This window comes from Bacillus cereus group sp. BfR-BA-01350 (assembly GCF_022663775.1).
GTDB lineage: Bacteria > Bacillota > Bacilli > Bacillales > Bacillaceae_G > Bacillus_A > Bacillus_A paranthracis.
On sequence record NZ_JAKUGD010000010.1, the window covers coordinates 155,130 to 179,847 of the forward strand.

Sequence of the window (24,718 nt, forward strand, 5' to 3'; positions counted from 1 at the left end):
AAGTATTACTTGTCAGCTTTTTTTAGTATGATCGCATTTCTTGTTTGACTAATTCGCTCGTAAAATAGTAACTTATCACGACTAAATACATGTAATAAAACATGAATAATAAATAGACCGTTAATTACGAGTTGGAATAATAATATAACTACTAATACTAAAGGCTCTTTAAGATTTAAGATAGAGCTACTAGAAAGAATATAATTGATTCCACCTAAAACGAAATAGAATATACCATAACGGATGAATAGTTCCTTCAACGTAATACGATCTGATTGTCCTTTCACGTAAATACGAAGCAATGCTTTACCGATTGTCTTTCCATTCGTAAAGTATGGAATGATAATAAAGTAAATAAAGATCGAACACGTTATGAAAATGAGTTCGTATATGTTCGTGTAAGATTGAATATTAGAAACAAAGAAAGAATTTCCTTTGTTTTTAATGACAGGTACAACGATGGATAAGAAAATCCAATCAATTTGCATCGCGATAAAGCGACGAACGAATCCGACTGGTTTCGTTTCCAAATCAATATGACTATCTAATTCGCTTGCTTTCGGAAGGAAGTACGTAAAAATTGGTGCAATGATAAAGCCGATTACGCCGCCTAATGTATTTAAAAACAGATCGTCTATATCAAATAAGCGGTACGCACAATTGTATATACCGTATAGTCCAGTCACTTGTGTTAGCTCGAAAAAGAGTGAAAGACAAAAAGAAATACAAATTGTTTGTAAGAAACTACGTCGGAAATAATACCGTAAGTAAATACCGAATGGAACGGTTAATAGAACGTTAAATGCTATTTGTAAAAACGCAGATTCTTTTAATAGGTAGAAATAAGTAGCTGGTTTCGTTAAAATTGCCGAAGTATGATTACTAATTTCTTGTATGAAATAAAATGGTGATAGTTGCATGTGTTGTGTATTAGCCGGTTGTAGGCTACAAGTATCATATGTTTGTGGTAACGGCAAAATCACAAGAAAATAGGCATTTAATAAGTAAAGTAATAATGAGTACAAAATAAATGAACGCCATTTATTTAAATAACCGTACTTTCGGTAGTTAAATATTAAAAAAGGTATTAAGAGGAACATTGCTAAAATAGGAAATAAAATAAATGCTGTTTTTATTGGAAATATATATGCAGTCAAAATGTAGCTCCTTTCAATGAAAATTCGTTTATCATTATAACGTTAAAAGAAGCGTAAAACAAAATTAAAATATTTCGAAATAGAAAAAATTACAAATTTCAACGGAATTAAGTTATACTAAATTTAATATAATGATATTATGATTATTATAAGTTGAGAGAGGGTACAAAATATGCGATATGAGCTTTTTTCTGTAAGTGGGGATCATATTACAACTTTTGAAAGTGCATGGCGTTTTCAAGAGGGAGAACAGATTTTTGTTCATGATGATCAAATAAAACGAAATTTTATTATTATCCGCCTAACGCATGATGTATTTCAACAAAATAAACATGTTATTCGTTTGTATTGTCAAGAAAAGAAAGTATATGCATCAAAAAACGAGTCGTTCTAGTGTAATAGAATGACTCGCTTTTTGATTTGTAAGTTTCACCTTATAAGAAAATAAGAGTAAGTACACCTACGATAATGCAATAGAAAGAGAAATATTTTAAATTTCCTTTTGCCATAATGTTCATAAACCATTTTAATGAAATATACGTCATGATAAATGTTGCGATAAATGCAACGATATATGGTACGAATAGTGTATCTAGGTTTGGATCTTTTGCAATGTCTGTAATACTTAGTAATAAACCACCTAAGCTAACAGGGATATATAGTAAGAATGAGAAACGAAGAGCCGTTTCTTGCTTCATACCAAGTAACATCGCTGCTACGATTGTTGCACCGGATCGGCTTATTCCAGGAATTAGTGCGCAAGCTTGTGCTAGGCCGACAATAATTGCGTCTTTCATAGAAAGGTCGCCATCATTTTTACGTCCACGCAAGTTTCTAATAATCCAAAGACCGACAGCGGTAATAAGAAGGGAAATCCCAACCATTTTCACACCTTTTAAGTATTGATCGATGTAATCTTTAAATAAAACACCAATAACACCTGCTGGAATGGTCGCAATAACAAGATAAATAATAAAGAAGAAATCTGATTTTGCATCTTCTGCTCTTGTAAATATATAAGATAGACCATTCTTCGTTAGACGAATTAAATCATTTCTATAAATAAGTAATACAGCTAATAATGAAGCTGAATTAACAAGTAGTTCAAAGCTAAACCCTTCGATTTTTAGTCCTAGCAAATGCTGTGCTAAAACGAGGTGACCACTTGAAGAAATCGGAATCGGTTCTGTTAGTCCTTGGAACAGACCAAGAATTAAATATTTTAAAATGTAGTAAAATTGTTCCATAATAACCTCCTTGTTTAATAGTCGAAAGAAACAACTTGTCCATTATAACAAAGATACGGATGAATATTGAGAAGAAATAAATATTCGAAATATAATAAAAATCCCTTATAGCAGTATAAGGGATTTTTATTATTAATGAGAAACTGCTGTTTCTTCAAGACTTTTCGTTAATTGAACATCGACTTTCTCAGCATCATGAATGTGATTCATAATAGTAGTATTTAACTTTTGGAACATTTGTTGTGTAGTAGCGAATTCTCGTAATATATCATCATTACAAGACTTTTGGTTTTCAATAGCTTTAATAACATTAGTAGCACCGTTTTGTAACGTTTGAATCATAATTAAAATATTTTCAATTCTAGCGTTTGTATCGGCACTCATTTCTACACCTTCATCGACTAAATGCAAATTATCTTTTGTATTATCGTATGCTTTTTCAATTTCTTCTTGAATTTTTTTCGTTAAGTTGCCAATGTTTTTTGTACTTTCAGCTGTACTTTCAGCTAATTTTCTTACTTCATTGGCAACGACAGCGAATCCTTTACCGTGTTCACCAGCACGTGCAGCTTCAATGCTTGCATTTAAAGCAAGTAAATTTGTTTGTGCTGCAATGTTTTGGATGACTTCTACAATTTGCTCAATTTCTTTTGAGCGTTCACTTAAATGATTCATACTATTAGACGTACGTTGAGATTGTTCGCCTAATTTGTTAATTACAATAAGTAAACGGTGAACAGATTCTTTTCCTTCATTAGAGCAGTCAATGATTTCTTCAATAGATTGAATTAAGCTTTGTTCTTTTTGTAACATTTCATTATTTAATTCATTGGAATGTGTCGTACGCGTTGAAACATTTTCGAAACATGAGCTTAATTGTTGAACTAAATTTTGAAGTGTATTGTGCTGGTTATTTACAAGTTGATGCTCTTGAACAACGCTTTGTACACGATCGTGGATAGAAGAAATAGTCTCTTGTTGTTCGATATCCTTTTGTTTTAATTCTGCTTCTAGTTCTTGTATACGACTTTCTAATTGATCAATTTTATGTTGGAGTGATTTCTTTTGAGTAAACATATATTTATTTCAACCGCCTTTAGAAGTTATATTTTCTCTATATTTGGATTTTAGCATCTTTTATAATTTTTAAATATAGGAATTGTTAAATATTTAAGAATCTATTACATTTTATGCATAATTCCCTTTTTTTCGTCATGAAAAATAAACTGTATTTAATGGTATTGTAAACAAACTGTAAAATAAATCATGTATAACTGTATAAGAAGGGAGTCGGATTATGAACTATTTTAAGCGAATCAGTAGTCTAGTATTAGCAGGAATTATAGGTCTTTCTAGTACAGTCGCTGTTAAAGCAGAGTCAAACGACGAGAAACTTAACAACATGCAACAGCAATTGCAGCAAAACGATGCAGAAATGCAAAAGAAAGAGCAAGAGAAGCAAGCTGTTAGTAAAGAAATTCAAGGTATCGAAAACGAACTACATAATTTAAATAATACAATTGCAAAAAATAAAGAGGATCAAGCTGCTATTCAACGTAAAATTGATGAAACACATAAGCAGATTGAGCAAAAAAAGGAAGAAATTGTCGTTTTAGAGGATAAAGTCCTTGCTCGTAAAGATATTATGAGAAAACGTATGGTTTCTGTTCAAAACAGTTCAAATACAAGTTTAGTAGTAGAAGTTGTAGTAGAGTCAAAAAACTTTGCAGATTTCTTACAACGTATGAACGCAGTTTCTACTATTTTAGAAGCTGATAAAGAAATTTTACGTCTACAGGAACAAGATCTTCGTCAAATTGAAGCAGACAAGAAAACAATTGACGAAAAAGAAGCATCTTTAGTAGTAGACAAACAAAAATTAGCAAAAGCACAAGCTGATTTGCAAGATAACTTGAAAAAGCGTCAAGCTAACTTACAAACAGTTCAAGCTAAATATAATCAGGTTGCAAGCCAACTTAATTTAGCTGCAGAAGAAAAGGCTAAAATCGAATCAAACATGAAGGCAGTACAAGAAACGATTGCTCGTGAGCAAGAAGCAGCAAGAATTGCAGCAGAAGAGCGTGCAAAAGCGGAGGCAGCTGCAAAGGCTGAGCAAGAAGCTTTAGCGAAAGCGCAAGCGGAAATTGCTGAAAAGCAAAAGCAAGCAAAAGCTAGTAAACCAGCTGATAAACCAGCTGAACCAGTTACTAATAATAATTCGAAGGTAGAACCTCCACAACCTGAACCATCTCCTAAGCCAACTGCTGGTGGGAAAGAAATTTATGTAGAAGCTACAGCTTATACAGCTGATCCAGCGGAAAATGGTTATGCACCAGGTCAACAAGTATTCTCTGCATGGGGACACTATAATTTAACTGCAAATCCAGGAATGAAATTAATTGCTGTAGATCCAAAAGTTATTCCATTAGGTAAAACTGTAAATGTTGAAGGTTATGGAGTCGCAATTGCAGCAGATACTGGTGGAGCGATTAAAGGTAACAGAATTGATGTGTTAATGCCTGATAAAGGGTCTTCTAGTCAATGGGGAAGAAAAATCGTTAAAGTTACAATTTTAAACTAACACGTAATCCAACTTTACAATACGTAGAGTTGGATTTTTTATAAAAACAATGTTAAGTTGAGTTTACATTTTGTTAAGGATAGCATACAATGATGGTGAGAGGTGGTAAATTTGACCATTTTAAATAGAGTGAAGGAATTAAGAGCTCGATTTAATTTTTCGCAAAGTGTATTAGCAGAAAAGGTTGGAGTGACGAGACAAACAATCGCGGCAATTGAAAAAGGGGATTATGTTCCTTCATTGTTATTAGCGCTTACGATTTGCGATGTGTTCGAGCTCAAGATGGAAGATGTGTTTGTTTTAAATAAGGAGGGGGAAGAGGATGAATAGACTTGTATTTTCCTATATGTTGAATGTACTCTTAATGGTATTAGCAGGTTGGGCATTTATTGAGTTGTATTATTTTACTATCGAAGTTGCTAATTTTATTCAAACGAAGAGGGTACCATTTGAAGTTTCGGTGAGTTTAATGCCAATAGGATTGCTTTTAATATTTGGTATTGTATCGACTGTTCTTTATAAAATTCAAAAGAAAAAATATAAAGAGCTATCATATTGGATGTTTCCACTGTTATTTCCTCAAGAAGACGAGCGGGAAAAGGCGATTACAGAAAAGGCTTGTCGTACTACATTTATGTCACTATGGTACGTGTTGCCTTGTGCGGTTGGTTTTTTAACGCTTTCTCCAATTGCTAATCTATATGTTCCTGCATATCCAATATATATTGCATTTAGTATTTTCTTTATTCAAATGACAATTTTCCACGTATCTTTATATCGAAATAAAATCGCTTAAAAAGAAACCTTCTTGCATCAGCAAGAAGGTTTCTTTTCAGCTTACACTTGTACATATAGCAATATTATCTTATCATTTTAAATAGAGTAAGATTTTGTAACGGAAAGGAATTGTATATGAATAAGCAAAGAATTTATAGTATAGTAGCAATCCTCCTATTTGTTGTAGGTGGTGTATTAATCGGCAAACCATTTTATGATGGATATCAAGCTGAAAAGAAACAGACTGAAAATGTACAGGCTGTTCAAAAAATGGATTATGAAAAACATGAGACGGAATTTGTAGATGCTTCAAAAATTAATCAACCAGACTTGGCAGAAGTAGCGAACGCATCTTTAGATAAGAAACAAGTAATTGGTCGTATTTCGATTCCGAGTGTTTCATTAGAACTTCCTGTTTTAAAGTCTTCTACTGAGAAAAACCTATTATCAGGTGCAGCAACAGTAAAAGAAAATCAAGTAATGGGAAAAGGGAATTATGCATTAGCAGGACATAACATGTCTAAAAAAGGTGTTTTATTTAGTGATATAGCGTCTCTAAAAAAAGGCGATAAAATTTATTTGTATGATAATGAAAACGAATATGAATATGCGGTTACTGGTGTATCTGAAGTAACTCCTGATAAATGGGAGGTTGTTGAAGATCATGGGAAAGATGAGATAACGCTTATTACATGTGTATCTGTAAAAGATAATTCTAAACGTTATGTTGTTGCTGGTGATTTAGTAGGAACAAAGGCGAAGAAATAAAAAAGAAGGTCAACTCTCTAAAGAGTTGACCTTCTTTTTTACTAATGTTGAGAAATAATAGAATATTTTAGTTGGTATTTAAGTATTTTTCTATTTATGTATAATAAAGTTAGAATTCAAGGTTTTGGGAGGAACAAGAGTGAAACAACAGGTGAAGAAACTTCTTTTAACAACAAGTGTAGCGTTATTGGTAGCTCCAATTTCAGCCTATGCGCATCCAGGACGTACAGATGCTAATGGGGGACATACGTGTCGTACAAATTGTGAAAAATGGGGATTGCAGTACGGGGAATATCATTATCACAATAAGCCAGCTTCTAGTAGTGGTGCAATAAGTCCAGCTCCTAGTCAAAATAATAATGGTGCTGTAGAAGCTGAAAGACAAGCGGAAGCGCAGCGCAATGCTGAAGCTGAAAAACAACGTGCCGCAGAGGCGCAGCGTAAAGCTGAAGAAGAAAGACAGCGTGTAGCGGAAGAGCAAAGAAAAGCAGAAGAGGCACGTAAACGAGAGGAAGCACAGCGTCAAGCTGATATGGAAAAAGGGCAGTTTGAGGGACAAAAAAGTGGAGAGACTGATTTTAAAGCAGGAAAAAATGATGCGGAATCACATTTAGCTGGGAAATCAGATACATATAAAGAAGCATTCAAAACTGCTTATGCTGCATCTTGGTCTTTAGAAGAGCAGAAGAAAACGCATTTTGAAAAAGGAAAAGAGCAAGGTTTAGCACAAGAGACGATGGAAGATAGTCAAATTGCTCCAGAGTTTAAGCCGAATTTTGCAGAAGGTTTCCAAGTAGGGAATAAAGAAAGAACAGAAAAAATTGAAAAAGAGCAAGCTGAACTAGGGGAAAAGGCAGGTAAGGAATTAGCCGGAAAGAACCCTGGAAATAGAGAGAAAGATGTGTACGTGAAGGCGTATGAAACAGCTTATGAAAAGGGTTATAAATCTACAAAAAAAGCAGTAGAAAAGGCTGGCTATAAGTATGCATTTGAAAACTATGATTTGAAAGTTCCTGCTAAATATGAAAAAAATGAATCGTTAAAGAAATGGTTTATTGAAGGATTTAAATCAAATAAAAAAGCAGCAGAAATTAGAGAAGAAGGATATAAAAAAGGAGACAGTTGGCTTGCATTCTTCTATAAGAATTTTGTGCCAAGTGAATATAAAGAACATAAAAATCTGTACGAACAAGCGATAGAAAAAGGTAAGAATGCATAAAAAAGATGAGGGACTTCCCCTCATCTTTTTTAATCCATCCATTTCACTAACTTCTTAGAAATTAGTAATAAAACACAGCCTAATACAATTGCTACAGCGCCAATTACTGTAAATACTTCAGCATATCCAAGTGAAGTTGTGAAGCTTGCAAGTTGTCCACCTAAAATGTTAGCGATTCCTGAGCTTGCTAACCATACTCCCATTAATAAAGAAGCAAGTTTTACTGGGGCAAGCGCACTAACCATTGATAGTCCAACAGGTGATAAGAATAGCTCACCTAACGTATGGAAAAGATACGTAAAGACGATAAATAGTAAGTTTGCTTTTTCTGTAATGTTATGTTCATCACTACCTGTTTTTAATGTAGCAATAACGAGAATGATATAACCGATACCGAGCAAGATCATACCAAGTCCCATTTTAGTTGGGATTTTTAAATCTCCACGCTTGCGAGTTGCAAGTTTTGCCCATAATGCCGAAATAACTGGAGCAAGTAAAATAATAAATAATGGATTGACCGATTGGAACCAAGATGTTGGAACTTCCCATCCGAACACAGAGCGGTCTACAAATTTGTTTGTATATAATGTTAATGAACTACCAGCTTGTTCAAAGCCAGCCCAGAAGAAGACAACGAAGCATGTTAAAATGACGATAACTGCAGTACGTTGTTTTTCTTTTTTTGTTAAAGGTGTATCTCCTACTGATGGTTGTCCATCTGTTGTTTGTAAATCGCGAGTTGGTTTTTTACCGATATCACCAAGGAAGCGGTTGGATAGTGTTGTAAATAAAATTTGTCCAATGATCATTCCGATTGAAGCGGCTAAGAATCCGTAACGGAATCCGTAATGTACAACGCCATCAACCGTTGTTTTGAATAAATTTTCTGATAAAAATCCGCAAACGAGTGGAGCTAAAAATGACCCAACGTTAATACCCATATAGAAGATGGTAAATGCACTATCACGTTTTGGATCGTTCTCTTCGTATAATTCCCCAACCAGTGTAGAGATGTTCGGTTTGAAGAATCCATTACCGATAATAATAAGCGCTAATCCGAGGTATAGGCCGACTTGGTTTTGCAAGGCAAATAGTGTAAGGTTACCGATTGCCATTGTTATACCACCAATTGTGATCGCTTTTCGTCTACCTAGAAAACGGTCTGTTAAGTATCCACCAATCATTGGTGTGAAATAACAGGCTCCAGTATAAAATCCGTAAATGGAGAGTGCCCATGCAGGACTAAACCCAAGACCACCGCTTACTAAAGCTGTCGTTAAATATAATGTTAATAATCCTCGTAATCCATAGTAACTAAATCTTTCCCACATTTCTGTAAAGAAGAGTAAGTATAAACCTGGAGGATGTTTCTTTTTTCTTTGTTGTTCTCTTTCTAGTTGTATCGCTGATTCCATGTTATTTTCCTCCTGACACAAACAAAAACAAAGTTAATAATTTTGTACATTTAATATTTTACTTTATTAACTATTATAAGTCAATAAAGGTTGATTTTTCAGAAGAAATTGGAAAAGGGATATAGCTATAGAATGAGTGTTTCTTTTATGTTAGACTATGGACTATGTTTTCCTTGTAAAGAAGCGGTTTATTGCACTTTTTTATATGTGAAATTGATTTCATAAAAGATGAAATTAAAGAAGGAGAAAGAAATGAAATTGTTACAAAAAAAAGAAATTTTACTTATTAGTCTTATGTTATTCTCGATGTTCTTTGGAGCGGGGAATCTTATATTTCCACCTTTCCTTGGGTATGAAGCAGGAGAACATGTGTGGATTTCATTAGTAGGGTTTATTATATCAGCAACAGGTCTTCCGATATTGGGAGTTATTGCGATTGCAAAAGCAGGAAGTTTTCAAACGCTAGCGGGTAGAGTTCATTCTTCATTCGCCATTATTTTTCCGTGTATCGTGTATGTATTTATTGGACCAGGCCTTGGTATTCCGCGTGCAGGAAGTCTAGCTTTTGAAATGGGACCGGGTCAACTATTTCCAGAAGCGGGTAGCGTAGTCTTATTATGTTACACAGTTATTTTCTTTAGTATTGTGTACTGGTTAAGTTTATCACCGTCTAAATTAATGGGGTTGTTCGGAAAAGTTTTAACACCGTTATTATTAGGTATGATTGCTCTTATCTTTATAAAAAGCATGTTTACATCAATAGGTAGTGTGAAAGAGGCTGCTGGAAATTATGGACAAGCGCCTATGTTCCAAGGGTTTTTAGATGGATATTTAACGATGGATGCATTAGCAGCTTTAATTTTTGGGATTGTGATTGCAAATGCTCTTCGTGCAAAAGGTATTGAAGATGATAAAGGTTTAGCGAAATATATGAGTATTGCTGGAATTGGTGCAGGACTATTATTATCTATTATTTATGTCATACTTGGATATATCGGTTCAATGAGTGGTTCATTGGGGACATTTGATAATGGCGCGCAAGTGTTAGCACAAGTGATGACTACATTATTTGGACAAGGCGGAGTCGTTTTATTAGGACTTATTTTTACAATCGCATGTTTATGTGTTTCAATCGGACTTGTTACATCGTGTAGTCAATTTTTCGCAAGTGCATTTCCAAAAGTAGCGTATAAAGTGTGGGCATTTATCTTAAGTTTTGTTAGTATGATTTTAGCTAATTTAGGATTAACACAAATTTTAAAAGTATCAGTACCAATTCTTGGATTTATTTATCCAGTTGCACTAACGCTTATTATTTTAGGGTTATTCCATAAGTATATTGGAAAGTATGCATACGTATATACAGTAACTGTTGGAATTGTAGCGGTGTTTAGTGCAGTTGATATTTTCAATAAAAATGTAATGTTGAATCAATGGACATCAGTATTAAAGTACATTCCGTTTTATACAGAAGGTGTAGGATGGATTGTTCCAGCTATTATAGGTGCTTGTATTGGTGTTATCGTGAGTATTGTTATAAATAAGAATAAATAGGTAAAAGGTGTTTTCCGATTTCGGAAAACACCTTTCTTTTTTGGAAAAATAGTATTGAAAATGAATAGACTAAGAGTATGATAAAGGTAATTGGTAATATATAGGTTTCGAACGGATGATGAGGAGGGAGCTCATGAAAGAGGATTTGAATAAGAAAATAGAAGCACTCGAAACGGCAATTGAAACGATTCAAGAAGCACTTTTGGAATTGAAAGCAAAACAAAGAGAAATAGAAGCAGAAAATGCTAAGCAACATGTTAGTAAGGAAAAGAAAGAATATATTGAAACGGTGACGGAAGAAAAACAAAAAGAAGAAGTAGTTACAATAAAAGAACCTGTTCAAGAACGTGAGGTAAAACAAGTGGATATATCCGCTTTTAAACGAGAACCATTTAATATTATTAAGTTTTGCCAAACGTGGTTACCGCGCATATTTGTCGGTATTATGTTGCTTGGAGTAATTTGGTTATTTAAAGCAGGGGTAGATGCGGGATTATTAACACCAGCAATACGAATTGTGTTTGGTATTGTCCTATCAATCGGTTTTTATTATATAGGGGATATTCAAATTAAACGCGAGCGGCAAGCATTAGGGTTAGTACTAGCAGGAGGAAGCATTACAGGTATAGTTTTAACGACATTTGCGGCACATTATTTATATGGATTTATTCCAGCGAGTGTCGCGTTTCTATGTAATATCGCATGGGTCATTTTAGGTATTTATATAGCGAAGAGGTATCAATCGGAATATCTTACTATCTTTGTAGCGGTAGGAGCTTTCTTCGTGCCGTTCTTATTAAATAGTACGACTCCTAATCCGTATATTTTCTTTGGATATGAGACGATACTAACGCTCAGCTTATTATGGTATGCGTTGAAAAATCGTTATCAGTATTTATATATGATTTCTTATGTTGTTGCTGCTATTGTTCTTTTTGTCTTCTTTGCTGTTATGTCAATGTTAGTAGAGGATTTGCAAGTCCAGTTAACAGTAGTTTATGGTTTAATTCACTTACTATTATTTTGGCATATGTTTACGGAGAGAAGTTTTATAGTAGAGCCACGCTTGGCGATATTTAGTGCGAATGCAGTCTTCTTTATATTAGCCATTTCAAAAATACACGAATTTACAACATGGGGATTAATGATAAGTGCACTCGTGCACGCTATTATGTTCGTGTTTGAATATAGGAAGAATAGACATTCTACATTTACCAATCTTTTATTTGGTTTCGCAATGGGGGCCTTTAGTTTAGCGATTTTATATGAGTATAGTTTAGTGAATGCAGCGATTGTACTATTATTACAAGGCTTCCTCGGTATGGTGACTTCTATTAAAGTAAAACAACAGATAAAATTGTATGTTAGTGCGACGGTTTACGCAATTGGAATGATACAGACGATTTTTAGCCCGTTTGATCAATTTATTTCGGCAGGCTTTGTTGCTCATCTTATTTTAATTGGCACGCTCTATTATTGCATGAGACAAGCGAAAGAAGTATTAGCGAGCTTTGGCAAGTATGTGTATTCTATAGTACTCTATTGGTTTATGGTGATTGTATTTATTACAATTACTAGAATCGGTGAAGTTTTGTCCACAGATGGAAGTATAATAAGCGTATCTGTATCATTATTATGGATGGTATATGCGTTATTTGCAGTGTGGTTTGGACGAAATAAAAATATGAATGAAATATTGTATGCTGGATTAGTCGTGTTAGTCGTAACGATAGGGAAGCTATTTCTTCTAGACTTACCAGAAGTATCGATGATGATTAGGGCAGTTTTATTCTTAATCGTAGGTAGTATAGGTATCGTTATTTCAAGAATGTTTTTCTCAAAAGAAGAGAAGTGAAAAGAAGGCAATCCATATCCGGATTGCCTTTTTCATTATTTCTTATTAATCGTTACAGTCTCACTATATTTCGCTGTCGTATTTTGGCGTAGACGAAGTGTTGCTTGTCCAGTTGTATTTGGATTGATTTGTACGTTCACAATTTTTTCAGCAGAACCTAAGCTGTTTGTTGTGAAAGAAAAAGCACTGCTATATCCGAAAGTAGATGGCCAAGTACCATTTGTATTTTGAACTTTTGCTACTTGTGTACCGCCAGTAGTGAAGATACCTAAAGAATAATTATCGTATGTTGTGTTTGGTAATAAGTTATTTACTTGAATTTTGATTTGGAACACTTCATTGTTTGGTAGAGTGCTAGGGTGTGTAACTACGTAGTCATTTGCTGTTACTGCACCGTTATAGCCATATGAACCAGGTTTAAAAGTATTTGTATTAAACCATTGATAACCTGCATTTGGCGCACTCCAAGGTTCAGGTTGTGGCTCAGTTGATAAGCTTGGTTGTTCAAATGTTTGTAAAGTGGTAGGTAAATCAAGTTGTAAACCATTTACTTGGTCTAAACTTGTAAATGTTTCTTTATTCGATAGCCAATTTACGATGTTTTCTAGTAAAATAGCATCGTTTTCTTCTTTATATCCATCGTAAGTTTTCTTTGTTTGACCAGAATCTTCACGAACGTATTTTGGCGTAGCATCTTCAACAGGAGAAGAATCACCGATAAAGGCAGCTTTTCCAAGTCCGACTTTTGCGATAGCAGCATAAGGACCTTCTGCAACACCACCGCCGTTATAAACACCGCTATCAACAGCGTTATTCCATTTTGACGGGTTTTCTGGAAGATAAACAAGTCCTTTTGCTAGTTTTGGATTTGTAATTGCTAAAGTAGAACCAGCATGCATTGCTACAGATGAAACCCCTTCTGTAATTCCGAATGATTGTTCAGGCGACACAATATTTTTAGCTGCAACATCGCCAATTGCATTATAGCGGAAGCGAATACCGAAGTTGTCAGATAGCCAATCAGAGCTTTCTACTCCTTGCATAGCTTGTGAATTGGCTTCTTCGTTAGACATTCCTTTTGCTGGATTATCCCAAGCACCGCGTCTATATCCGTTAAATACTTCAGAAGAGTCCCAGCGATTTTTATTACGATCTGCATTATAATGATCGGCAATGAAGAAAATACTACCGCCATTTTTCACGTATTGTAACATAGCATCTTGCTCAGATTTTTTGTAAGGAATATTTGCCTCTGGAACGATAAACACATTGTAGTCTTTTAAATCTTCGTATGTAATTGGTGTTGATTTACGTAGTTCTTTTACATGATAGCCGTTTTGAGCGATACCATTTCCGAAATCAGAAAAGCCACCATCAATAACCCAGTCAGCTGTCCCAGCCGTTTGACCGTGTGTATTATCGAATAATACTTTCTTCCCATTGTTTTGATTTACAACTTTTGCAGCAATTTCAGGAGCTGGGTCTACAGAGCTTTCGGCATAAGTAGATGGTATGAACGAAGCCCCTATACTTAGTGTAATTGCTGTTGCTAAAGAAAATGTAATCCATTTTTTATTCTTCATAGAAGAATCCCCCTAATAATAAATATATGTGCTTTAATAATGTAATTTATTTTTCTGTAAAAATAAAGACGGAAAACATAAAAAATATTAAAAATTTGTAAAAATACCGTGAATTTTGTTGAGAAATATTTATATAGATATAAAAACATCCCTTCCAAGTAATAAGGAAGGGATGTTTTGTTTAACTAATTTTTGAATTAGGTGTTTCATCAATCTTATGAAACCCTTTCATGTAGTACACGATAGCTAAGCCGATAAGCCAAATAGGACCGACGATTAATGCGATTCGTGTATCTTCTGAATACGCCATTATACCTAATACTAGTACAAGGAAAGCAAGTGAGAAATATGAACTTAATGGGTATAAGGGCATTTTATACGATAACTTTTGTCTGTTTTGCGTTGGCAAACTTTTACGGAATTTAATTTGAGCGACTAATATGATTCCCCAAGTCCAAATCGCGCCGAAAGTGGAAATACTAGTGAGCCATGTAAATACTTTTGCAGGTACGAGATAGTTTAATATAACGCCAATGAGTAAAACGATCGCAGTTGCTACAATTCCTTGACTTGGAATGCCATTTTTATTTAAACGACCGAATCTTTCAGGTGCTTTCTTCTGCTGAGCCAATGTATACAGCATACGGCCTGTACTAAATAAACCACCATTACAAGATGAAAGGGCTGCTGTTAATACGACAAAGTTAATAATCCCTGCTGCTTTTGCAATACCGATTTGTTGAAATGTTAATACGAATGGACTTCCTTTCTCACCCAGTTCGTTCCATGGATAAATTGCCATCATAACGAATAGAGCTCCAACGTAGAACAGTAATATTCTCCAAAATACGTTATCGATTGCTTTTGCGAGTGTTTTTTTCGGGTTTTGAGCTTCACCAGCTGTAACACCGATTAATTCAACGCCTAAATAAGCGAATAATACCATTTGCATGGAGAGTAGTAACCCAGAAAATCCATTTGGAAACCAGCCACCATGTGACCAAAGGTTTGAAATGCCAGTAGCGATACCACCGTTTCCAAATCCGAATAAAATAATACCAGCTCCAACTACTATCATACAGATAATTGTGACAATTTTAATGAGAGCAAACCAAAATTCAAGTTCTCCAAATACTTTTACGGATAAGAAGTTGAAAGCACTCATTAATAATAGAGCGAGTAATGCCCAAGTCCAACGCGGAATATCTGGGAACCAGTACTGCATGTAAATTCCAGCTGCTGTAATTTCAGCCATGCAAGTAACAACCCATAAGAACCAGTAGTTCCAACCTGTAATATAACCAGCTAGCGGTCCGAGATAATCATATGCATATTTACTAAAAGAGCCGGCAACAGGTTGTTCAATTGCCATTTCTCCGAGCGCTCGCATAATGAAAAAAATAACGAGTCCAGCAATCATATATCCTAGTAAAATAGAGGGCCCAGCTAGTTTAATAGCAGAAGCAGATCCTAAAAATAGTCCAACGCCAATAGCTGAACCGAGTGACATTAAAGTAATATGTCGTTCTTTTAAACCGCGGTTTAAAGTTCCAGATTTGTTTGAGTGTTGCATAAGAAGAATCCCCCTTGTAGAGTGAACGATGTTTGAATGCGTTTACTAAATATTTAACTATTTCAAATTATAAAACATTTCTATCTGTTATGCTACAAAAATAATCATAATGAACTGTACTACATCTAGACTTGTCAGACTTAAACTTAAAATTCGAACTATTAGAGAATATATTGACTCTTCTTTTTATTGATTGTTAAGATTAAGTATTATATTTTCTCGCATACTAGTAAGAAGAGAATGTGTGATAATAATTCAGGTGTAGGAAGGGTACATAAGCATGTTTCAATTACAAAAATATAACACTTCTGTGAAGCAAGAGTTTTTAGCTGGCATCACAACTTTTTTTACATTTGCGTATATTCTTGTCATCAATCCGAAAATATTATCTGATGCAGGTGTACCATTTGACCAAGCGTTTACAGCAACAATTATTGCAACTGTTGTTGGAACAATTGGTATGGCAATTTTTGCTAATTATCCAATTGTTATTGCTCCAGCTATGGGGATGAACGCATACTTTGCGTATTCTGTTGTACAGAAAGCAGAAGGGATTACATATGTAATTGCCTTTTCAGCGGTATTTGTAACAGGGATTATTTTTCTTTTATTATCTTTCACTTCATTTAGGCAAAAGCTAATCGTCGCAATTCCTGACAGTTTAAAACATGCAATTGCAGGTGGAATTGGGTTATTTATTGCTTTTATTGGATTACGTCTATCTGGAATTATTGTTGATCATCCATCTAACTTAGTTACGATTGGTGATTTTCATTCTCCAGCCGTTATTTTAACTCTAATTGGTTTAATATTAGCGGCGGTATTAATGGCATTGCGTGTGAGCGGTGCATTATTTATTAGTATGATTGTGACAGGAGTTATCGCCTTCTTTACAGGGCAACTGAAGTTCACGGATAAAATTGTTGCGATGCCTCATTTACCAGAGGGTATTATCGTTTCAAACCCAATCAATGCCTTTTCAGATGTAATTGAGTACGGCTTATATGGTGTTGTGTTTTCATTTCTACTTGTACTTTTATTTGATACGACAGGTGCATTACTTGGATTAATTAAACAAGCGGGTTTAATTACGGATAATACTGAGAAACGTTTTGGTAAGGCATTTATTGCAGATGCAATTGGTGGGACTACAGGCTCTATCTTTGGAACAAGCCCAACAGCAGCGACGATTGAATCTTCAGCTGGTATTGCTGCAGGTGGTAAAACGGGATTAACAGGTATTGTAGTAGTCGGCCTAACGATTATAACGGCATTCTTTAGCCCTGTTATTGCTTCTTTATCAAGTGTAGCCGCTATTACAGCTCCTTCATTAATTATTGTAGGTAGTTTAATGGCACAAAGTATTCGTGATATTAATTGGAATGAATTTGAAGATGCATTACCAGCATTTTTAATTTTCGTTGGTATTCCGTTAACGTCTAGTATTGCGAATGGAATTGCAATTGGATTTTTAGTGTATCCAGTCTTAAAAATTGTGAAAGGGAAAGGGATGGAGGTACATCCGTTACTCTACTTATTTACAATTTTATTTGGATGTCATTTATTCTTATAATATAGGAGAGGGGGCTTCTTATGAGGGGCTCCTTTTTTGTGTATAATAAAGTGAAACTATAATCAGTCACGCAAAATATAAATTACTTAATGGAATATATATGTTACAATATGGATGGAGGGGGAACATGAATGGCTGTAAGTAAAATAAAAGTCGCGCGTGTTCAGTTAGATTTAACACAGCAACAATTAGCAGAAAAAGTAGGCGTTACAAGGCAAACGATTAGTTTAATTGAGAAGGGGAAATACAACCCATCTTTAGATTTATGTTTGAAAATTTGTTATGCAGTAGATAAAACTTTGAATGATTTATTTTGGGAGGAAAAGGAGTGAAGGGATGAGAATCGTGAAAGATGAAAGCTTAATGATTGAGGGGTTAAAACATATTAGACTCGTTTTCATCTTACAAAATATCGTCATACTAGGTATTGTTTTTTATCGCTACGTTTTGCAAGATGCAGGATATGAAAGTGTTTCGGATTTATTAATGGTATTTATGGGTGGGATTGTAGTTATTAACTTTTTAAATCTGAAAAATTCAGTGGAAGTGTATGAGCATACAGGGGGAGTATCACGTAGCTATTTCATGAAACTATTATTAATTCCTGTAAGTATTGTTATTGGGATTTTAGCTATTTGTATCGTTGTCACACCAGATATTTCGATAAAGGAAATTAGTATGACAGGACTTATTATGTTTGCTTGTTTTTTAATTCCTAGTCTGTTTATATACATATATATGAAAAAGATAAAAAGTGTAGATTGAAATATAAGAAAAGCTTTCCCGTATTGCGGAAAGCTTTTCTTATATTTTTTTATACAGTACTTTATGAAGGCCAATTGGTTCAATTTCAAAGATTTCACCATGTTCTTGGAAGCCTAAACGCTTGTAATAGTCAGCTACAGTAATTCGGCCATTACACCATAGCATATCTGCTTGACGCTCTTGTAAGATTTGTTCTGCTTTCTGAATTAAGGAGCTTCCAGCGTGGTTGTTTCGAAACTCAGGCAATGTGGCCATTCCTCGTAGACGATAATGCATACCTGCTTGTAAGTCGGGATGCATTTCCTTTGAGAAAGAAGCGATACTAATAAGTTGATCGTTTATAAATGCGCCTAAGTGAAAGGTATCTGTTTCATAGTCAGAAGGGTATTTACAATCTGCTAATGTTTGACTTGGGCGCAAAATTTTTTGACGTAATACGTAAGTTTCAGATCCATCAATATTTTTCACGGTAATCATATTAACATCCTTTCTTATAAGGCTTTTTCTGTTAATTGTATAAAGAAATAGGCAGGTGCGGCGAAAAGTCCGAGTATACTAGCGGTTCCGAGAAGGAGTGAAAGTAAGAGGCAAGAGTATTTTATTCCATTTGATTTTTTCCATCCGTAACTACAAATTTCAATACTAACACCGATGAGAATAATGGCAACGAGTATTTCTGCTAATAATAAGAGAGCTAAAGTTATAATAGACATAATGTAATCCATCCTCATAATATGTGATAGTAACATTTTACCATATGGAATGAAAAAAAATGCCCCTTAATTATGTAAGGGGCATTTTTCTATTCTAATATGCTTTTTAGTGTATCGATATGTTCCTTTGAGCCTGTTACAAGTAATGTGTCACCGTGTTGTAGTCTTGTATCACCATGCGGGATTAATGCTTTATTCCCACGATAAATTTGAATGACTAGTACATCACCTAGAAACGGAAGGCGACGAAGTGCAACGCCGTTATATTTATTGCTTCGTAGTTCAACTTCACGGACTGTTTCGTTTGCTGTTGTAATTAAGCGAACGAGACTCGGTTTATCAATTAATGCACGTAATAGAATACGTGTAGAGTTAATGGTTGAGAATACGGCGATATGTTCTTGTGTTGCTTTTTCTTGTAGAAGCGGATCTTCTACACTTGCAATAACATGTTCAACACCTAGTTCTTTTGCATGTTCTGCTAATAATAAGTTTTGTTCATCATCACTTGTTGCAACAACAACGCGGTCTGCATGAAATGCTGTTTGTTCAGTTAATGATGCAATTGTGATGTCATCTAATTTCACAATAGGGAAGTCGTGCGATTTCGCTTCCTCATCATTTATTTTATTTTGACGCATCATATATAGTGTTACGTCATAATCTTCTCGTTTTAAATCAAGTGATAACGGAAGGGTAATTCTGCTCGCACCAATAATTGAGACTTTTGGTTTTGGTGTTTCCACTTTTGGGAACATCTTTTTAAAGAATATAGGTGCGAAAATACAAGTAATAACTGCGCTTAAAATAAGGGAGGCAGATAAACTTGGACTAATGATTCCTAGTTTTTCACCAATTTGTGCAGCTGCAATAACTAAAGAAAGTGTCGATGTTAATAAGATGGCACTTCCTAGTACGATATTACGTGGATACCATTTTCGTAAGACGAGTGATGGTATCAGTTTTGAAATAAAGAGTCCTACAATTAAAATTGGGATCATGAGCATGCTAGAAGGTTCTTTGAAAATAGACCAGACCTCTAAATTTACACCAACCATTACGAAGAAAATAGGAATGAAGAAACCGTATCCGATAGAATCCAGTTTTTCAACCATATCTTCATTTGGTGATAATAATGATACGAGTACACCTGCTAAGAAGGCACCTAAAATATTTTCGGCTCCAACGGATTCAGATAACCCAACTAATATTAAGATGAGTGCAAAAACAGCTCTTGTATCAATTTGTACACTACCAGCTTTTAAGCTATCTAAGTATGGAATGTTTTTAAAACGTTTTGCAACGAAGTAAATAACAATACCAGCGCCGAATAGAAGAAGAAGGAGCCACATGCTTTGGCCGCTTTCAGAATTTAATCCGACGAATACAGCGAGTAAAATCATTGTGACTAAATCGGCAATAACAGCGACTAATAAAATGATTTGTCCGATTGCGGTTTTTCCTAAGTTATTTTCTTTTAATGTTGGTACGACAACACCTAAAGAAATTGTTGAAATAATTAAAGTCATAAACATTGCATTATCTACAAATCCTAACCATACGAATAGTAATGATAGGGCATAAGATAAGATGAAAATAAATAAGAAGATAACACTTGCTGCTTGGAATGTGTTTGGTTCGTTTGTCGTATTCTTTTTCCCTTTTTGTTTAAAGATAGAAAAATCAATTTCTAAACCGCTTAAAAACATAAGAAAGATAAATCCTAGTGTCGATAAGACTTGAAGCCACATATCTGGCTCAATAATATTAAACCCACTTTTACCTACAAAGATTCCTGCGATGATTTCTGCAACGACGACAGGAAGTGCTTTTAATTTAAAGCGTTGTAACAAAAGGGGAACGAAAAACGCGATTGCAACGACAACCATAAGTGATAGAACAGAAGTGTGATGTTCCATTGCGTTCTCTCCCTTCAAATAAATATAGTACTTATTTAGCCATATAATAGGTAGAAAAGCAACGCATATGGATTCGATTTCATAAAGAAAGAGTTTTCTTAACATTTGTCATAATAAGTATATTTTTCATGATTCTGTTGTTAATTCCGTAATGTGGATGTAATAGGGGAGGGAATAAAAAAAGACTGCTGAGGAATCTCAGCAGTCTTTTTCATGTACATTACATTGAGAAGAAGATCCATACAGTTAAACCAACTGTTGCAGTTGCAACGAAGAAACTGTAAATCATAGTAAGAACTTGAACTCTTCCTTCTCCTTCTTTTAAATGCATGAACATAATTAATTGTAACAACGCTTGCGCAACAGCCATTATGATAATGGTAGTTAAGATCGTTGATAGTGGCAGGTTTGTATAAAGTGCCACGTATAACGCTAGAAACGTTAGTGCAAGCGATAAAATAAATCCGAAAACGTGTGACCAAGGGAATCCGCTATGCGCATGCCCGTTTGCTTGATTGTTATTTTGACCCATTTACGCCACCATCCCGTTCAAGTAAACTAGTGTGTAAATAAAGACCCAAACTAAATCAAGGAAATGCCAGTATAAGCTGATAATGAATACTTTACGAGCTGTAACTGGTGTTAAACCTCGTTTTAAAATTTGGATAATAACACAAATTGCCCAAATGATACCGCCTGTTACGTGGGCTCCGTGTGTTCCAAGAAGAACGAAGAATCCAGATAGGAAAGCACTTGTTTGAATTGTTGCGCCTTCACCAATATACATAATGAACTCTTCAATCTCGAAGAATAGGAAGCCTGCACCTAAAAGTAATGTAAGGACGAACCATCCAAGCATTGCTTTTTGGTTGTGCTTACGCATTTCGTGAATCACGATACCACATGTGAAACTACTTGTTAAAAGTAATAATGTTTGAATTAAAAGCGTTTTAAGTTCAAACAGTTGTGCTGGTGTTGGGCCATCTGCCGTACGACCAGCAAGTACTAGATAAGAGGCGAAAAGTGTTGCGAACAGCATAATTTCAGCCCCAAGAAAAATCCAGAATCCTAGGATATTCAATCTGCTTTGTTCGGATTGATATTCCAAAGGTAAGCTTTTATCTAAAGCCGCCATATCATTTCACCTCTCATGCTACATGTTCTGATTTTTTAATTTCATCAACACTAATATAGTAACCTTCATCGTAATCGAATGAACGATAGATTAAGCAAGCTAAAATACCAATGCCGCCGATTGCTGCAAGCCAGAACCAGCTAAATACTAATGCGAAACCTGCAAGACCGAAGAATCCAGACGCAATAATAGGCACACCAGAGTTACTTGGCATGTGAATTGGTTTGATGTCTTCTGCTGCTGGTGTAACTGTTTCTCCGCGTTTTTTCATGTACCAGAAAGCATCAGCTTCTTTGATTTCAGGAAGTTTCGCGAAGTTGTAATGTTGTACAGGAGATTGAGTTGCCCATTCAAGTGTACGGCCGTCCCATGGATCTCCAGTTGTGTCACGTTCACCGTGACGAGCACTCCAAATTACGTTGTAGCAAAGAAGTAGGAAGCCGATACCCATCATTACCGCACCAACAGATGCGATTTGGTTTAGCCATCCCCATCCAAGACTTTCAGAGTAAGTGTACATACGACGAGTCATACCGTCTAAACCTAAGAAGTACATTGGGAAGAAACAGATGTTGAATCCGCTCATAAAGATCCAGAATGTCCATTTACCTAGGCGTTCATTTAACATATGACCAGTCATTTTTGGATACCAGAATGTGAATCCAGCAAGCATAGCGAATACTGTACCTGCGATTAATACGTAGTGGAAGTGAGCGATTAGGAAGTAGCTGTTATGATACTGATAATCAGCTGCTGCCATACCAAGCATAACCCCTGTAACCCCACCGACTACGAAGTTTGGAATAAATGCCAATGACCAAAGCATTGGAACTGTAAAACGAATACGTCCTTTATACAGTGTAAACAACCAGTTAAAGATCTTAACCCCGGTTGGAATCGAAATCGCCATTGTCGAAATCGAGAAGAATGAGTTAACCGCTGGACCTGCACCCATCGTGAAGAAGTGGTGAAGCCATACGACGAAACTTAGTAAAGAAATTGCAACCATTGAGTATACCATCGCACTGTAACCGAATAGACGTTTACGTGAGAATGTACTAATGATTTCAGAGAAAATACCGAATGCCGGTAAAATAACGATATATACTTCAGGGTGACCCCATACCCAGAATAGGTTGGCCCATAACATTGGCATACCGCCGCTCGCCATCGTAAAGAAGTGAGCATCGAATAGACGGTCAAATGTCATTAATGCAAGAGCAACTGTTAATACTGGGAACGCGAAAATAATGATAATCGTTGTAATTAAGATTGACCAAGTAAACATTGGCATTCTCATTAAAGTCATACCAGGTGTACGCATTTTTAAGATAGTAACAAGGAAGTTAATACCTGTCATTAACGTACCGAGACCTGAAATCTGTAATGCAATTGCGTAGTAGTTATTTCCTACACCAGAAGTAAACTCTGTACCTGCCATTGGGAAGTAAGAAGTCCACCCAGCGTCTGGAGAACCACCGATTACGAAAGCGATGTTGAATAACATTGCTCCGACAAAGAATAACCAGAAACTTAAAGCATTTAAGAACGGATATGCAACGTCACGAGCACCAATTTGTAATGGTACTACAAGGTTCATTAATCCCATAACGAATGGCATCGCCATGAAAAGAATCATAACTGTACCATGTGTTGTGAAGATTCCGTTATAGTGTTCAGCGTTTAAATAAGTTGTTTCAGGGAATGTTAACTGTGCACGGATCATTAAACCGTCCATACCACCACGGAATAACATAATAACCGCAGAGATAATATACATGGCCCCAATCTTTTTATGGTCAACAGTTGTTAACCATTCGTCCCAAAGCCATTTCCATTTTTTATACTTAGTTAGTACGAAAATGATTGCTAATGTCACAAGAACGATAGAAGCGTCTGCACCGTAAATAATCGGGTCACCTGTGACAAAGAATTCATCAAGCTTCACTGTGTTCACTCCAATCTGTTGGAATTATAGCTATTATTTTTTGTTTTTGTAGTAGTTGTAATCACAATATTCAAGTGATTTTGGATCTACATAACTTAAGTGATGGCTAGAGAATGTCATACGACCAACTACACCAGGTTTAACAATTTCGTTGTACTTATCTTCTGTTAGTTTAGGAGCAGTTTGTTGTACTTCTTTAACCCACTTGTCATATTTCTCTTTAGTTTTCGCTTCAACTTCGAACTCCATGTGAGTAAATCCTTCACCAGAGAAGTTCGCGCTACGACCTAGGTAAGAACCTGGTTTATCAGCTTGTAAATAAAGGTCCATAATCATGCCATCCATTGTGTACTTCATACCACCAAGTTCTGGTACCCAGAAAGCATTCATTGGGCCGACAGAAGTCAGTTTGAATTGAATTGGTACACCAGCTGGGATGTTTAAATAGTTAACGGTTTCAATTTTTTCCTCTGGGTAACTGAATAACCATTTCCAGTTTGCAGATGTAACATAAATCTCCACTGGTTTAATATGTTTGGACTCTTTCGGAACCTCTTCCGAAGCATAAGTTGCTTTTACTGTTGGAATCGATAATGCGATAACGATAATAACAGGAACAAGCGTCCAAATGATTTCTAATAATGTGTTACCGTGTTGTTCAGGTGGCTCATAGTCCATATTCTCTGGTTTTTCACGATAACGAATCAAGATGACTGTAAACAAGATGAATACAATTGCGATAATTAATGACATAAGCAAGAATGACCAAACAATTAAATCATACTGTGCTTTTGCAACAGGTCCTTGCGGATTTAATACTGCGAGTTTTTTATCACAGCCACCGAGGAACAGAAGTAATGATAACGGAAGAAGCGAAGCCAACTTCCAAAACGCTTTCTTTAGTTGCACGATTGAAAATCTCCTTTCTCCTTGGAT

23 protein-coding genes and 1 pseudogene are annotated in these 24,718 nt (G+C 35.4%); 11 read left to right on the plus strand and 13 right to left on the minus strand.

What is annotated here, in order from left to right:
• Nucleotides 1–5 precede the first annotated feature (5 nt).
• Nucleotides 6–1,157, minus strand: a complete 1,152-nt coding sequence (locus MR147_RS20435; protein ID WP_074607346.1) for a VanZ family protein — start codon at nt 1,155–1,157, stop codon at nt 6–8.
• A 172-nt stretch (nt 1,158–1,329) separates the two neighbouring features.
• On the opposite strand from MR147_RS20435, the gene MR147_RS20440 reads away from it, so the two are divergent.
• Entirely contained in the window at nt 1,330–1,551 is a 222-nt protein-coding gene (locus tag MR147_RS20440; RefSeq protein ID WP_074607345.1) for a hypothetical protein, read from the plus strand.
• 40 nt (nt 1,552–1,591) lie between these two features.
• Here MR147_RS20440 and MR147_RS20445 read toward each other — a convergent pair whose 3' ends face one another.
• Entirely contained in the window at nt 1,592–2,404 is an 813-nt protein-coding gene (locus MR147_RS20445) for an undecaprenyl-diphosphate phosphatase (RefSeq protein ID WP_000434782.1), read from the minus strand.
• A 132-nt stretch (nt 2,405–2,536) separates the two neighbouring features.
• Nucleotides 2,537–3,070: pseudogene (locus tag MR147_RS27280) on the minus strand (methyl-accepting chemotaxis protein); the annotation flags it as partial.
• Nucleotides 3,071–3,701: 631 nt separating this feature from the next.
• Between MR147_RS27280 and MR147_RS20455 the strand changes: the two are divergent.
• The 5 genes from MR147_RS20455 to MR147_RS20475 all read left to right on the plus strand — a co-directional run bounded on the left by MR147_RS20455 (nt 3,702) and on the right by MR147_RS20475 (nt 7,749).
• Complete coding sequence (locus MR147_RS20455) at nt 3,702–4,985, plus strand: 3D domain-containing protein (RefSeq protein WP_001105811.1); 1,284 nt, start codon at nt 3,702–3,704, stop codon at nt 4,983–4,985.
• Between the two features lie 111 nt (nt 4,986–5,096).
• Nucleotides 5,097–5,315 carry a helix-turn-helix transcriptional regulator gene (locus tag MR147_RS20460; RefSeq protein WP_000154009.1) on the plus strand — a complete coding sequence of 73 codons (219 nt, stop codon included), beginning with the start codon at nt 5,097–5,099 and terminating at the stop codon, nt 5,313–5,315.
• Nucleotides 5,308–5,781 carry a hypothetical protein gene (locus MR147_RS20465; protein WP_001081111.1) on the plus strand — a complete coding sequence of 158 codons (474 nt, stop codon included), beginning with the start codon at nt 5,308–5,310 and terminating at the stop codon, nt 5,779–5,781. The genes MR147_RS20460 and MR147_RS20465 overlap by 8 nt, the downstream gene beginning before the upstream one ends.
• Before the next feature lie 116 nt (nt 5,782–5,897).
• Complete coding sequence (locus tag MR147_RS20470) at nt 5,898–6,530, plus strand: class A sortase (protein WP_001041721.1); 633 nt, start codon at nt 5,898–5,900, stop codon at nt 6,528–6,530.
• A gap of 139 nt (nt 6,531–6,669) precedes the next feature.
• Nucleotides 6,670–7,749 (plus strand): YHYH domain-containing protein, encoded by a 1,080-nt coding sequence (locus tag MR147_RS20475; RefSeq protein WP_242304659.1) that lies wholly within the window; start codon nt 6,670–6,672, stop codon nt 7,747–7,749.
• A gap of 29 nt (nt 7,750–7,778) precedes the next feature.
• Here MR147_RS20475 and MR147_RS20480 read toward each other — a convergent pair whose 3' ends face one another.
• Nucleotides 7,779–9,164, minus strand: coding sequence for a peptide MFS transporter (locus MR147_RS20480; RefSeq protein WP_000443147.1), 1,386 nt, complete (start codon nt 9,162–9,164; stop codon nt 7,779–7,781).
• A gap of 252 nt (nt 9,165–9,416) precedes the next feature.
• Here MR147_RS20480 and brnQ1 point away from each other — a divergent pair, with 252 nt between their 5' ends.
• Nucleotides 9,417–10,718 (plus strand): branched-chain amino acid transport system II carrier protein BrnQ1, encoded by a 1,302-nt coding sequence (gene brnQ1, locus MR147_RS20485; protein ID WP_074607343.1) that lies wholly within the window; start codon nt 9,417–9,419, stop codon nt 10,716–10,718.
• Nucleotides 10,719–10,851: 133 nt separating this feature from the next.
• On the plus strand, nt 10,852–12,573 hold the full coding sequence (locus MR147_RS20490) for a DUF2339 domain-containing protein (protein ID WP_074607336.1): 1,722 nt from the start codon (nt 10,852–10,854) through the stop codon (nt 12,571–12,573).
• 35 nt (nt 12,574–12,608) lie between these two features.
• Here MR147_RS20490 and MR147_RS20495 read toward each other — a convergent pair whose 3' ends face one another.
• A complete protein-coding gene (locus MR147_RS20495; protein WP_074607334.1) occupies nt 12,609–14,156 on the minus strand; it encodes a DNA-binding protein in 1,548 nt (515 codons plus the stop codon).
• Between the two features lie 181 nt (nt 14,157–14,337).
• Complete coding sequence (locus MR147_RS20500) at nt 14,338–15,729, minus strand: amino acid permease (RefSeq protein ID WP_001164821.1); 1,392 nt, start codon at nt 15,727–15,729, stop codon at nt 14,338–14,340.
• A 280-nt stretch (nt 15,730–16,009) separates the two neighbouring features.
• Here MR147_RS20500 and MR147_RS20505 point away from each other — a divergent pair, with 280 nt between their 5' ends.
• From MR147_RS20505 to MR147_RS20515, 3 genes are all read left to right on the plus strand, one after another.
• The gene (locus MR147_RS20505) at nt 16,010–17,302 is read left to right on the plus strand and encodes an NCS2 family permease (protein ID WP_074607333.1); all 1,293 of its coding nucleotides are present in this window, start codon (nt 16,010–16,012) and stop codon (nt 17,300–17,302) included.
• 131 nt (nt 17,303–17,433) lie between these two features.
• A complete protein-coding gene (locus MR147_RS20510) occupies nt 17,434–17,634 on the plus strand; it encodes a helix-turn-helix transcriptional regulator (protein WP_000301182.1) in 201 nt (66 codons plus the stop codon).
• A 4-nt stretch (nt 17,635–17,638) separates the two neighbouring features.
• The gene (locus tag MR147_RS20515; protein WP_242304660.1) at nt 17,639–18,067 is read left to right on the plus strand and encodes a hypothetical protein; all 429 of its coding nucleotides are present in this window, start codon (nt 17,639–17,641) and stop codon (nt 18,065–18,067) included.
• A gap of 39 nt (nt 18,068–18,106) precedes the next feature.
• Here MR147_RS20515 and MR147_RS20520 read toward each other — a convergent pair whose 3' ends face one another.
• From MR147_RS20520 to MR147_RS20550, 7 genes are all read right to left on the minus strand, one after another.
• Nucleotides 18,107–18,544 (minus strand): GNAT family N-acetyltransferase, encoded by a 438-nt coding sequence (locus MR147_RS20520; RefSeq protein ID WP_074607329.1) that lies wholly within the window; start codon nt 18,542–18,544, stop codon nt 18,107–18,109.
• Between the two features lie 14 nt (nt 18,545–18,558).
• Entirely contained in the window at nt 18,559–18,816 is a 258-nt protein-coding gene (locus MR147_RS20525; RefSeq protein ID WP_003296716.1) for a DUF4022 family protein, read from the minus strand.
• 53 nt (nt 18,817–18,869) lie between these two features.
• On the minus strand, nt 18,870–20,699 hold the full coding sequence (locus tag MR147_RS20530) for a monovalent cation:proton antiporter family protein (RefSeq protein WP_242304661.1): 1,830 nt from the start codon (nt 20,697–20,699) through the stop codon (nt 18,870–18,872).
• 220 nt (nt 20,700–20,919) lie between these two features.
• Entirely contained in the window at nt 20,920–21,231 is a 312-nt protein-coding gene (qoxD, locus tag MR147_RS20535; RefSeq protein WP_000531380.1) for a cytochrome aa3 quinol oxidase subunit IV, read from the minus strand.
• Entirely contained in the window at nt 21,232–21,834 is a 603-nt protein-coding gene (gene qoxC / locus MR147_RS20540; protein ID WP_000729317.1) for a cytochrome aa3 quinol oxidase subunit III, read from the minus strand.
• Between the two features lie 13 nt (nt 21,835–21,847).
• Complete coding sequence (gene qoxB / locus MR147_RS20545) at nt 21,848–23,782, minus strand: cytochrome aa3 quinol oxidase subunit I (protein WP_000762372.1); 1,935 nt, start codon at nt 23,780–23,782, stop codon at nt 21,848–21,850.
• A 33-nt stretch (nt 23,783–23,815) separates the two neighbouring features.
• Nucleotides 23,816–24,691 (minus strand): cytochrome aa3 quinol oxidase subunit II, encoded by an 876-nt coding sequence (locus MR147_RS20550; RefSeq protein WP_001176167.1) that lies wholly within the window; start codon nt 24,689–24,691, stop codon nt 23,816–23,818.
• Nucleotides 24,692–24,718: the final 27 nt, after the last annotated feature.